The sequence below is a fragment of the Roseburia sp. AM51-8 genome (genome assembly GCF_003478275.1).
Taxonomy (GTDB): Bacteria; Bacillota; Clostridia; order Lachnospirales; family Lachnospiraceae; genus Pararoseburia; species Pararoseburia lenta.
Map to the genome: position 1 here is coordinate 603,766 of NZ_QUEY01000001.1, position 12,847 is coordinate 616,612.

Genomic DNA, 12,847 nt, shown 5'->3' on the forward strand with positions numbered 1-12,847 from the left:
CCTATGCGAAATCATTTGTCAGTGTCTCCGACAATTCTTCCCAACTTTCATAGAGGGCATCCAATTCTTCCTGTAACTTTTCCTGTTTTTGTGATAATTCATTAAGCTTTGCCGAATTTGTCGCCACATCGTCCTTGGCAAATTCTTCCTCGATCTGACGCAGGTCTTCTTCGCAGGCGGCAATGCGGTCTTCCACCTCTGCCAGACGATTTTCTACCTTGCGCTTTTCGCTCTGGATCTTCTTTTGCTGCTTCCAATCCGTCTTTCCTTCAGATTGTCCGGAAATCGATTCTGTATCACCACGCTTTGCGTCTTGTACTGCTTTTTCCTGTGCCATACGCTCTGTTTTCTTTTGGATGAAATAATCATAATTCCCCAGATATACGCTGAACTGATGGTTTTCAAGTTCTAAAATCTTGTCTGCAGTCTGGTTGACAAAATAACGGTCATGTGACACATAAAGCACCGTTCCCTCATAGGCATTGATGGCATTTTCCAGGATCTCCTTGGACTCCATATCCAAATGGTTAGTCGGCTCATCTAAGATCAAAAAGTTGGCACCGGACAACATGAGTTTGGCAAGGGAGATACGTCCACGCTCTCCACCGCTCAGATCGCCGATCCTCTTGTAGCAGTCATCCCCTAAAAACATGAATGCCGCAAGCACATTGCGAATCTTTGTATTGTTTAAGTTTGGATAGGCATCGCTCATTTCTTCAAAGAGTGTTTTGTCATCATCCAAAACCTGTTGTTCCTGATCGTAATAACCAATCGTAACATTTGCGCCGAGCCGGAAAGAGCCGGAATCTGCGGTCACAATCTCATTGATGATCTTAAGCAATGTTGTCTTTCCTGTACCGTTATCACCAAGGATGGCAACGTGCTCACCTCTTTGCAAAAGGAAATCTACGTTAGAAAAGAGCGTCATGCCATCATAGGATTTTGAAAGTCCGATCAGTTCCAGTACATCATTGCCGCTTGTCACATCTGGTTGCAAGGATAATTTCATATGTTCCTGCGCATCGATCGGTTTTTCCATAACATCCATTTTATCGAGGGCTTTCTGACGGCTCTCTGCACGTTTGATGGATTTTTCACGGTTAAACTGTTTTAACTTATCAATGACTTCCTGCTGATGGGCAATGGATGCCTGCTGTTTTTCATATTCACGCATCATGGTCTTACGAATCTCTTCTTTTTGCATGGCAAAGGCAGAATAATTCCCTTTGTAAACATGTGCAGTATGCATGCTGATATCAATAACCTTTGTAACGATACGATCCAGAAAATAACGATCATGTGCTACAATAACAACGGTTCCCTTATAATTCATAAGGAAGTTCTCTAACCACTCAATAGAATTCAGATCCAAATGGTTGATCGGTTCATCTAAAAGCAGGATGTCCGGTTTCAAAACAAGGAGTCTTCCGAGAGATACACGGGTTTTTTGTCCACCGGAAAGCATATCCATCGTCTTTGAAAAATCCTCTTCGGAAAAACCAAGTCCACGAAGCACGCCCTGTACTTCCGATTCATACGCATAACCGTTCATATGATCAAAAACATCATGCATCTCATGATAGCGGACAAGCAGTGCATCTAAGGCATCATCTGTCAGTTTTGTCATCTGTTCTTCCATTTTTTGCAGGTTTTTCTGCATTTCCAAAATATCTGTACGCGAAGAATAGACGGTCTGATAGACCGTCTCATTTCCTTCCATATTCTGATACTGCGCCAGATAACCGATGGTGGTATCCTTGGCAAAAACAACCGTTCCTGCATCGGTATCCAACTCACCCGTTATCATCTTTAGCAGTGTTGATTTTCCTGCACCATTATTTCCGACAATGGCTACCTTGTCTCCTTCATTGATCTGAAAAGAGACATTCTTTATGATGTCATCACTTCCGAAAGATTTCGAAAGATTCTGGCAGGATAAAATCATGGCTTCCTCCTATAACATGCCCTCAAGCCTTGTTCTGATGGCTTTGATAAATTCCTCACTATTCAAAACGACTGGATTTGGAATACTTGTGATCAGAGCAAGATCTTTTGTCATCTTTCCATCCTCAATCGTCTTGATGCATGCCTGTTCCAATTTGTCTGCAAAATCGCAAAGTTCCGGTGTGCCATCCAACTCACCGCGTTTTCTCAGTGCGCCTGTCCATGCAAAGATCGTAGCAACAGAGTTCGTGGATGTCTCCTCTCCCTTTAAGTGCTTGTAATAATGTCTCTGTACGGTTCCATGAGCCGCCTCATACTCATAGACGCCCTGTGGAGATACCAGAACAGAGGTCATCATGGCAAGAGATCCAAAAGCAGACGATACCATGTCACTCATGACATCGCCATCGTAGTTCTTACAAGCCCAGATGTAACCGCCCTCAGACTTCATCACACGAGCTACGGCATCATCGATCAGGGTATAGAAATAAGTAATGCCTGCCTCGGCAAACTTATCCTTATAAGACTCCTCATAAATCTCCTGAAAAATATCCTTAAAGGTATGATCGTATTTCTTAGAGATGGTATCCTTGGTCGCAAACCAAAGATCCTGCTTTGTATCTAAGGCATAGTTAAAGCAAGCCTTTGCAAAACTTTCGATAGAATCATTCAGGTTATGCTGTCCCTGAACGACACCGGTGCCGGTAAAGTTATGTACCACTTCTCTCGTCTCACTGCCGTCTTCAGCCGTATAAACAAGTTCTACTTTTCCCGGTCCCGGAACAATCATCTCTGTATTTTTGTAGACATCTCCATATGCATGACGCGCGATCGTGATCGGTTTCTTCCAATTCTTTACGCAAGGCTCAATTCCTTTTACGATGATCGGTGCGCGGAATACCGTTCCGTCCAAGATGGCACGGATGGTTCCGTTTGGACTCTTCCACATCTCTTTCAGATCATATTCACGCATACGCGCTGCGTTTGGTGTGATTGTGGCACATTTTACAGCAACGCCGTATTTCTTTGTTGCCTCTGCTGAATCGATTGTCACCTGATCATTTGTCTCATTACGATATTCAAGACCGAGATCATAGTATTCTGTCTTTAAATCTATAAACGGCAGTAACAATTCATCCTTGATCATCTTCCAAAGGATCCTTGTCATCTCATCACCATCCATCTCAACCAGTGGTGTCTTCATCATAATCTTGCTCATGTCATTTGCCTCCTTAGCATTTTCACTATTGTACTTTAGTATAGCAAAACTTTTTACTGTGGTAAAGTCACGAATATTCCATGTCGGTAAGCGTGGGGGCTTACCCCCACTGTTTGCTTGAAAATTCTGGTAAAACTGGATGCATTCTCGTATCCACACTCCATTGCGATTCTTTCCACGGGCAGTGTGGTATCCCGCAAAAGCATCTTTGCTCGTTCCATCTTCATATCGCGAATCACATCTTTAAAATTTTTCCCTGTTGCATTCTGCACAATGCGGATCAACTGGCGTCTGCTATAATGAAACCTATCCTCCAGTTCTTCCAGAGTCACACTGCGATAATTCTCACTAATATACCAAAAAATCTTAGCATATTCCTTTTTCCAGTTGGCTTTACAGTCCTGTGGAAAAACCAGATTCTGTTCATAATAGCGAAGCAAGTGCACAAAAATCGCATTCATGATAGTCTCACACATCTCACTGTGGTATTTTTCCTTGCATTTCTGTTCCTCCCAAAGATGATCAAACAAACGTGCAACCGTCATATCCGGCTTATCCTTTTCTGCTGTATGAAAAAGAATATAACTTATCTCTTCCTCTCCACGGAAAATCCGTTGAAAAAAAGAATATAGTAAAGGATTGCCGGAAAATACCCGAAAGAAAATCTCTAAAAAGGTCCGCTTGCGGATCGCTGATGTCATCGTCCTGCCATCGAGATCTCGCACACCTTCTCCATGCTCAATATCCGGCGGCACGATCAGCACATCCCCCGCAACCAGTTCAAGTTTCTCCTGACGGAAAAAGCACTGACTTTCTCCCTCCATAACATAAATAATATCGAAATAATCATTCTTATGCCAGTGTGGAAGCATGCCCGGCTGCAAAAAGGCAGATGAAATACTGCTATCATTTTGTAAAAAAATTTCTTCCTGCTGTACACGGAAGATCTCCTGCAGACGCTTTTGCGCATCCTGATCAGGTTCACTTTGTACTTCCAGAAACAATTGTGCCAAGGGTGTCCTATAACTTTGTGGCAATTCGCTGACTGTTTCAAATGCCTGCCAGCGATATTCCCTGTCATTCTCCTCTTTCAGACATTGGGCTGTCCGTATCATGCAGGCAATATAGTCATCGTTCTCCAAAATCTCGCAATCCCCGGAACATAGACTGCGAAAGATCCTCCCATACTCCTTTTGCATTTCCTCTTTCTGTCTCATATAGTCGTCCCTGCTTTCCGATTCTTTTTCCCCCTCGTCAAATGCATTCATGTTTTCTACCTCTGTTGATATACATGTCACTTTCTGCATATTTTTCTGTCATTTTATCCTATTCCATTTTTTCTTTTTCTGCAATATGCTTTAGGTAGAATTTATTTATTCAAGGAGGTTTTTATGTACACAGAAAACACAAGCATAGGAGAACTCTTAGAGTTGCCCCAGGTCATGGCACTTCTGGAAAAAGCCGCACCACAGATGGTTAGCGGTCCTGCCAAGGGCTACCTGCCCCCCCTTACACTTGCACAGTTAAAAGTCGCACAACCGGAATCTGCACAACTTGCCGATGCCATACTCGCGCTGGCAAATGGAGCGGACGTGGATCTGACGCCTTTGGATCCAAGTAAGAAGAAGCCCATCCTAAAGGGAGGTTCAACCGTGGCACAATATGACATTGATGATGTCGATGGCAAGATGTATATGCTCAATCATGCCTTTTCCGGTTGTTTCATCCTTTCCTTTTCCAAACCGATAGATGAACATATCAAAGGTCAGGTCACTTACGATGGAATTCCTGTCAAATACATTCTTTCCACCATGTCTATTGCGGGCGGTGTGCAGTTAATGGGCGTCTATGTTCGCGACATCTGCACCCAATACGGCACAGACTATACCTTCCACTTTGAAGGATTTACTGATACCGACGGTAATGTTATGGATCCACAGGATTATATCATTTCCACGGTTGCTAAAAATCTGCCGGATCCTGCCTACGCTACCCACGAAGCCATCGCGCAAAAGGCTGCTGAGGAAGGCATGGTTCTCTTAAAGAATGATAATGGACTGCTTCCCCTTGTCAAAGATGCTAAACTCGCCGTGATCGGTGAGGAAAATTTCCGTGACGGTGCTGTCGGTGCCGGAAAGATCAATCCGCGCTACCATGTACGCCTTGGACAGGCATTGGCAGACAGTAACTTTATCCTCACTGAAGATGCCGACACCTGTCTTTTTGTAATCTCACGCGCATCCGGAGAGAACTTTGACAACGGAACTTTTCAGGGGGAGTTTTATCTGACCGATGCGGAAGAAAAACAGATTTGCGAAGCCAAGAAAAAATATGCCCACATAATTGCTATCATCAATTCCGGCTATCCTATGGATGTCCGCTGGACACTGGACGTGGCAGTTGAGGCTGTTATCTGGACCGGATTTTCCGGCATGCTTGGCGGTAAGGCACTGGTAAATATCTTAAACGGAACGACCAATCCATCCGGTAAACTGCCAGATAGCTGGAGTCTCGATTACTTTGATATTCCTTCTGCACATAACTTCTATGTTGCACCAAGTGCAGAAGAATCCGTTGGCGCAGATGATGATATCTGGATCGATACCGTGTATGAGGAAGATATCTATGTAGGCTATCGTTATTTTGAAACGTTCAAAAAAGATGTCGCCTATGCATTTGGACACGGTCTGTCCTACACCAACTTTGCCATCCAATCTTTATGCACGGGACAGGACTTATCTCATATTTCCATTTCTGCCACTGTCACCAATACAGGAAAGGTAAGCGGAAAAGAAGTCGTTGAGATCTATGCCACCATCCCGGATGGGAAACTGGAGCAACCGGCACTGCGTCTGGTTGCCTTTTCCAAAACATCACTGCTTGCTGCCGGAGCCTCCGAGATTTTAACACTGGATGTTCCTGTAGAAAACCTTGCTTCCTACGATGAAGAAAGGCATGCCTTTATCACAGAGGCTGGCGAATATCATTTCTATTGCGGGGATGACATCCATGCCCTCACAGAAGTGGCTTCCATTACAGCAACAGAAACCCAGACCATCAAAATTGTTGGTGATTATATGAAACCACCGGTAGACTTTACCCGCCTTTCCAAAAAGGATGAAAACACGTATCCTAGCGGCAAAAAGAGTGGTATCATCGCAGACGTGCATGAACTTCAGCATAAGACCATCCGTGCAAACATTCCGGATACAGAAGCCATCGACGATTCCTTTATCGATGACTGGTCTGTCGAGGAACTAGCCCGCTTCTCTGTCTGTGCAAGTTCCGGCTGGGGTATGCAGGATGTCGGCGTTGCCGGACGCATCTATCAATTGGAAGGACGAGATATTCCTTACTTTGCTGTTGCAGACGGCAATAATGGTGTCAATATCAACAAACCAAATATTGGTATGCCTACCTCTAATCTGGTCTGTGCTAGTTGGAATCCTGATCTGGCTTACCAAGTCGGTCGCGTGATTGCCGAAGAAGCCAGAGAAAATAATGTGCAGATGATTCTGGCGCCGGCCATGAACCTGCATAGGAATCCACTCTGCGGCCGTCATCCGGAGTATTTTTCTGAGGATCCGCTGCTGGGCGGCATCATGGCAGGAAATCAATGCAAGGGATTGGAAGAAAATGGCGTATCTGCATCCATTAAACATGTTTGTTGTAACAATGCAGAATCATCCAGAAAGCGTAATCATTCCATCGTCTCACAGCGTGCCCTCCGCGAACTCTATCTGCGCACCTTTGAGGTAGCCTTTGACATCCACATACCGGATTCTATCATGACCGGTTACAATGCATGTAATGGTGTCTTTACAGCCGAGGACGAAGAGATGATCCAGGGCATCTTCCGAAATGAATTCGGCTTCAATGGCTATGTAATGACAGACTGGAACAGTTACGATACCGCCGATGTTGCCAAAGCCATTGCCGCAGGCAACTGCTGGATGACACCAGGCACTACGGACGATACCTATGTAAGTCCGATTATCGAAGGTATTAAAAATGGCACAATTAGCGAAAATCGCCTGCGCCAGAATATCAAGTATATGTATCGCGTCATCCGTAAGCGGACACAGGCCTAAATAAGCCCCTTCTATTTATAGACAGTAAAAAGCAGTTTGTGAAGACAATCTATCATGTCTGATCACAAACTGCTTTTCTATTTTACACTTATATATGTTATCACTTTGTTTATATAACTGGTATCCGACATTCTACCAATGAGCCATCTTCTGTCTTAGCCTGAACCGTGACAACATTGGCATCCGTCACCCGGATGACCGCCAGTGCATTACCGTAGTATGTCGTATATTCCCCGGCATCAAAGCGATCTTCCGTTCTTGGATTGGCACTGCCAAAGCCAAGCAATTCTCCGCCTTCGACGGTAACTTGTACCTTGCTATCCTGATTGGATTCCACATTGCCGGAATCATCCGCGAGCACTGCCTTGACATAAACAATTATAAGTATAAAGAGAAAATGCGGTTCGCAATACCGTTTTCTTGCCTTTATTGCCGTTTGCTTTACTTTTTGCATTTTCTGTAACCAATTGTAAAAACCAGCATAAGATACAGTGTAAATATTTAGGAGGGTTTCTTATGAGTGACCTAGTTGCAACAAATTGTGGATGTGGAAATGACAACAATAACGGATGCTGCTCTTCTTTGATCTGGATCATCCTGATCTTAGCATTGTGCGGCAATGGATCAACATTTTCAAATGACGGATGCGGATGTGGAAACAGCATCTGGATCATCCTCTTACTTCTTTGCTGCTGTAACGATGGCGGCGGCTGCGGAAGTTTCTTCTAAAAACCTTCATCGAAAAAGGCGTCCTTATTTAGGGCGCCTTTTTATTATGCTATCTTCCTCTCTTTTTCCTGTCATTCCAACGATCGTCTTTTCCTTTTTCGTTCTTTTTACAGTGCATATATTCTTCTCCCTGCATTTTCTTTTTCCGCAGGCATTCCTCATCCACTTCAAAACATTCATTTCCACGCAGGATCAATCGTCTCATATTTCTATTTTCCTATAAGTATTTTCTTATTATCTTATTCTAACTTTTAAAATCCGTCATATAGTAAATAAAAAACGCTTATGGAAAATGAATCTCTTTCTCTTTATGACAACCGTTTACAAAATAAGGAAATAAACATATTAAAAACGATCCTGCCTTACCTGGGATCGACGGCACAAAAGAATATCTCCATGATGATCTCCTATCTGCAAATGCAAAAGACGATGGAATATTTTGAAAATCCGGAAAATACCATGCAGATCAGTGCCATGGAAAAAAAGAATTCAACATCTGACATCTTAAATGCCATCAAGGTCTATTGTAACGACAATGAAAAGAGACAGATCGATCAGGTATTAAACGCCATGCAGATGTTATCCACCTACGAAATCCTATTTAACGGAGGCAACGACTAATGGATCCTTCTTTTCTGAACAACCCGATTTTCCAATCCATTCCCAAAGAAAAGCAACAGTTTTTGCAGGCTTTTGCCGCCAGATCCCACACGGGGACAGCCAATGAACTGGCAAGCCAGTTATCCAGTGCCGCAATGGAGGCAAGATCCAAGGGACTGACTTTTACCGATTCTGAGACGACACTGCTCATCGGTATGTTAAAGCAGAACATGTCACCGGAAGAACAAAAAAAGGCGGATCGTATCATCCAACTGGTACATACTTTCCGCCCACATTAAGACAGACAATAAGGACGACCCACATGAGTCGTCCTTATGTATATCTTGCTCTTATTTTGCTACGATGTTGACAATGCGTCCCGGTACATAGATCTCTTTGACAATGTTACCGGTCAACTTATCTGCAATAGATTCTTTTGCTTTTGCAATAACATCATCTTTTGCATCGTCTTTACCAATGGTTATCGTTCCTTTTGTCTTTCCGTTGATCTGTACTGCGATCTCAACGGTTGACTCCACGGTCTTTGCTTCATCATATTCCGGCCATGTCGTCTGGTAAAGGTATCCCTCTCCACCAACGATCTGCCATAACTCTTCTGTAATATGAGGTGCAACCGGATTCAATAAGGTGATCAGGGTCTTATATTCGCCCTTGGTAACGGCATTCTTCTTATAGAAGTCATTGATCAATGCCATCATTGCTGCAATTGCTGTGTTGTATTTTAAGTTTTCAAAGTCATTGCTGACCTTCTTGATGGTCTGATGCATCTTTGTCTCTAAATCCGCAGAATAACCTTCCTCATCTGTCATGATATCCTGTAATTTCCAGACACGCTCTAAGAAACGGCGGCAGCCTTTTACGCCATCTTCTGACCAGGATGCTGCCAAGTCAAAGGCACCGATAAACATTTCATAAGTTCTTAAGGTATCAGCCCCGTACTCTCTTACAATGTCATCCGGATTTACGACGTTTCCTCTTGACTTAGACATCTTTTCGCCATTCTCACCGAGGATCATTCCGTGGGATGTTCTCTTCTGATATGGTTCCGGTGTCGGAACGACCTTCTGATCATAGAGGAATTTATGCCAGAATCTTGAATAAAGCAAATGCAGGGTCGTATGCTCCATACCGCCATTGTACCAGTCAACCGGAAGCCAGTATTTTAACGACTCCGGACTGGCAAGTGCCTTATCATTATGCGGATCACAGTATCTTAGGAAATACCATGAAGATCCTGCCCACTGCGGCATGGTATCTGTCTCACGTTTTGCCGGTCCTCCACAACATGGACAGGTGGTATTTACCCAGTCTGTCATGGCAGCAAGCGGTGATTCTCCGTTATCGGTAGGCATATAACTCTCTACTTCCGGAAGCATCAATGGAAGTTCGCTTTCATCAATCGGCACATAACCGCATTTCTCACATTCTACAATCGGGATCGGCTCGCCCCAGTAACGCTGGCGTGAGAACACCCAGTCACGTAATTTGTAGTTTGTCTTTGCAGTACCGATTCCTTTTTCCTCTAAGTAAGAGATCATCTTTTCTTTTGCATCTTTTACTTCCAATCCGTTTAAGAAATCGGAATTGATCAAAACTCCTGTTGCAACATCTGTAAATGCTGCCTCATTGACATCAACAGCCTCGCCATTTTTTGCGACCACCTGAATAATCGGAAGATTGAATTTCTTTGCAAATTCCCAGTCTCTCTCATCATGTGCCGGAACCGCCATAATGGCTCCTGTTCCATAACTCATCAGTACATAATCAGAAACCCAGATCGGCACTTCTTTTCCATTGACAGGATTTACGGCAACAAGACCATCGATCTGAACGCCTGTCTTATCTTTTGCAAGTTCTGCACGCTCAAAATCGGATTTCTTGGAAGCAGCCTCACGGTATGCTTCGATCTCAGACCAGTTTTTGATCTCTGCCTTGTATTTGTCAAGATATGGGTGCTCCGGAGATACTACCATGTAAGTGACACCGAATAAGGTATCACATCTTGTTGTATAAATGCGGAGTTTGTCTTCTTTTCCCTTGATAGAAAAATCAACTTCTGCTCCGGTTGATTTTCCGATCCAGTTCCTCTGGGATACTTTGACACGCTCAATGTAGTCGACATCATTCAAGCCTTCGATCAATTTGTCAGCGTATTCTGTAATCTTAAGCATCCACTCGCTCTTTACCTTGCGGACAACCTCAGAACCACATCTCTCACAACGTCCGTTGACAACTTCCTCGTTTGCAAGACCTACTTTACAGGAAGTACACCAGTTGATCGGCATCTCTTTCTTGTATGCAAGTCCGGCTTTGAATAATTTTAAGAAGATCCACTGTGTCCATTTGTAATAATTCGGATCTGTTGTGTTGATCTCTCTGTCCCAGTCAAAAGAATATCCAAGGGAATGTAACTGATCCTTAAAATGTGCCACATTGTTTGCAGTTACGATCTTTGGATGTACTTTATTTTTGATGGCATAGTTCTCGGTTGGAAGTCCGAACGCATCCCAGCCCATCGGATAAAGTACATTGTATCCCTGCATTCTTCTTTTTCTTGCCACAATATCTAATGCGGTATATGGTCTCGGATGTCCTACATGAAGTCCCTGTCCGGATGGATATGGGAACTCCACCAATGCATAATATTTTGGTTTTGAATAATCATCTGTTGCGGCGAAAGCCTTCTCATCATCCCAGACCTTCTGCCATTTCTTCTCAACGACTTTGTGATTGTAAGGTTTTGACATTTTCTTTTCCTCCTAAAAACAAGCCCCTAACTAGAATCATCTAATTAGAGGCGAAGTATCTTACTCCGTGGTACCACTCTATTTCGTATGATACAGATACCTTTCCTAGTCGATTTCATTTGTACATTCACGATAGCAATATCATATATCACGAATGCAATTCGTAATATATTTTAGCATATCACTACTATTTGTCAATAAAGAAATCTTATTCATCTGTCAGCAGCAGAGCTTATAAAACTGGCTTTTACACGCTTCAATCATAAAAAATGCTCTCCCCGGAAAGCAGGAGGATTTTATCCAGCGGATACTTGCAGGTTCCCTTGCCGTCGCTCCCCTCAAAATATTTATAGGAAGCCGTCTCAAACAAAACATAGCAAAGCCCGTTTTCCACAGCGATCGCCTCCGATCCCGGCGGCATTTCCACCCGTGCAGAAGGCGTCCAGAAATTTTTCTGTAAATGGTCCACGTCGGAATAAATATTTAAATAGGAAGACTGATTGCGCCCATAGGACAGGCTTAAAAAAATACGTCCAGTCTCATCCCGGCAGATCCCCTGCACCTTGGGCGGCAGCAAACACTTTTTGTCTGCTGTAAGGCTTTTGCCATCATAAGTATAAGCACACAGGATCCCGGGCGTATAAACATGATGGGTTGCGACATAGATCTGACCATCCATACAGGCAATGGCAGACGGTGTATTGTCGACCGGATAACGTTCAAAGCAGGAAGTGATGTCGATAAAATTCTGCCGGCTCACCCCCGCCAGTTTTTTGATAAAGGCATAGGAGATCCGCTCCACTTCTTTGCTATTGGAATGACAGATCCAGAGTGCCTTGCCGTCATAAGCGATCCCGCCAAGATGGCTGTCTGCCTCCATGCCAAAAGACATGATATAGGTATGACTTGTCCGGTCATACAAGGTCAGGGCGCCCAGTTTATCTTCTTCCAGTGCATAAGACGATACGATGATATAGTCCGGTGTGATGCAAAGCCCCTGCGGACACTGATACTCTGAGGCATACTTTTGCTGCAAAAGATCCTGGATCCGGGTTCCGGGATTGCCCGGCGTTTCCAGTTCATATAAAAAACTGTAGGTCAGGTCTTTGAGCAAAAGATCACCATCCTTTGCCTTGTAAGGATATTCCTGCACATTGCGGTTGGGTTCGATGCAAAGATTCCATTTGGCATACAACCGTTTGCCCCCGGTATCCTCTATGCGATAGATCCGTTCTTCCCAATTTTCGTCCAGATACCAGCCGCCAAAGAGATATCCCTCTCTTTTTGGATTTTTTAAAAGGATAGGCAGTTCATCTTCTGTCACAGACTCCGGGTTTAAGATAGAATTGCTCCCGCCGCCCAGTTCATAAAGGATCTGTCCTTTTTCTATGACATCTTCCAATCCCCATTTTGCCTCTAATGTCTGCCGCATGCCAAGCAAGGCGATCACAAAACAGGCAATGATACACGTTTCTTTTACTTTCATAAAAGTAGTC

11 protein-coding genes are annotated in these 12,847 nt (G+C 43.8%); 4 read left to right on the top strand and 7 right to left on the bottom strand.

All coding sequences use genetic code 11. The annotated features are described in order from the left end of the window. Window position 1: 1 nt before the first annotated feature. From DW996_RS03045 to DW996_RS03055, 3 genes are read right to left on the bottom strand one after another with little or no spacing between them, the layout of a single operon-like run. Window positions 2-1,945, bottom strand: a complete 1,944-nt coding sequence (locus DW996_RS03045; protein WP_118534814.1) for an ABC transporter ATP-binding protein — start codon at window positions 1,943-1,945, stop codon at window positions 2-4. 9 nt (window positions 1,946-1,954) lie between these two features. Continuing rightward, complete coding sequence (locus DW996_RS03050; RefSeq protein ID WP_118281255.1) at window positions 1,955-3,163, bottom strand: NADP-dependent isocitrate dehydrogenase; 1,209 nt, start codon at window positions 3,161-3,163, stop codon at window positions 1,955-1,957. 53 nt (window positions 3,164-3,216) lie between these two features. Next, window positions 3,217-4,431, bottom strand: coding sequence for an AraC family transcriptional regulator (locus tag DW996_RS03055; protein ID WP_158575172.1), 1,215 nt, complete (start codon window positions 4,429-4,431; stop codon window positions 3,217-3,219). Window positions 4,432-4,554: 123 nt separating this feature from the next. Here DW996_RS03055 and DW996_RS03060 point away from each other — a divergent pair, with 123 nt between their 5' ends. Then, entirely contained in the window at window positions 4,555-7,254 is a 2,700-nt protein-coding gene (locus DW996_RS03060) for a glycoside hydrolase family 3 protein (RefSeq protein WP_118534816.1), read from the top strand. 109 nt (window positions 7,255-7,363) lie between these two features. On the opposite strand, the gene DW996_RS03065 is transcribed toward DW996_RS03060, so the two are convergent. Further along, window positions 7,364-7,708 carry a hypothetical protein gene (locus DW996_RS03065; RefSeq protein WP_118534817.1) on the bottom strand — a complete coding sequence of 115 codons (345 nt, stop codon included), beginning with the start codon at window positions 7,706-7,708 and terminating at the stop codon, window positions 7,364-7,366. A gap of 62 nt (window positions 7,709-7,770) precedes the next feature. Between DW996_RS03065 and DW996_RS03070 the strand changes: the two genes are divergently transcribed. Then, complete coding sequence (locus tag DW996_RS03070; RefSeq protein ID WP_118534818.1) at window positions 7,771-7,983, top strand: chorion class high-cysteine HCB protein 13; 213 nt, start codon at window positions 7,771-7,773, stop codon at window positions 7,981-7,983. A gap of 49 nt (window positions 7,984-8,032) precedes the next feature. On the opposite strand, the gene DW996_RS13075 is transcribed toward DW996_RS03070, so the two are convergent. After that, window positions 8,033-8,188: a hypothetical protein gene (locus tag DW996_RS13075; RefSeq protein ID WP_199642614.1), complete on the bottom strand. Its 156-nt coding sequence runs from the start codon at window positions 8,186-8,188 to the stop codon at window positions 8,033-8,035. A gap of 80 nt (window positions 8,189-8,268) precedes the next feature. Here DW996_RS13075 and DW996_RS03075 point away from each other — a divergent pair, with 80 nt between their 5' ends. After that, a complete protein-coding gene (locus DW996_RS03075) occupies window positions 8,269-8,604 on the top strand; it encodes a hypothetical protein (protein WP_118281263.1) in 336 nt (111 codons plus the stop codon). Continuing rightward, entirely contained in the window at window positions 8,604-8,882 is a 279-nt protein-coding gene (locus DW996_RS03080; protein WP_118534819.1) for a hypothetical protein, read from the top strand. The genes DW996_RS03075 and DW996_RS03080 overlap by 1 nt, the downstream gene beginning before the upstream one ends. Before the next feature lie 51 nt (window positions 8,883-8,933). On the opposite strand, the gene leuS is transcribed toward DW996_RS03080, so the two are convergent. Both leuS and DW996_RS03090 read right to left on the bottom strand, forming a co-directional pair. Continuing rightward, window positions 8,934-11,351, bottom strand: coding sequence for a leucine--tRNA ligase (leuS, locus tag DW996_RS03085; protein ID WP_118281265.1), 2,418 nt, complete (start codon window positions 11,349-11,351; stop codon window positions 8,934-8,936). Between the two features lie 256 nt (window positions 11,352-11,607). Then, window positions 11,608-12,837: an InlB B-repeat-containing protein gene (locus tag DW996_RS03090; RefSeq protein ID WP_118534820.1), complete on the bottom strand. Its 1,230-nt coding sequence runs from the start codon at window positions 12,835-12,837 to the stop codon at window positions 11,608-11,610. Window positions 12,838-12,847 lie beyond the last annotated feature (10 nt).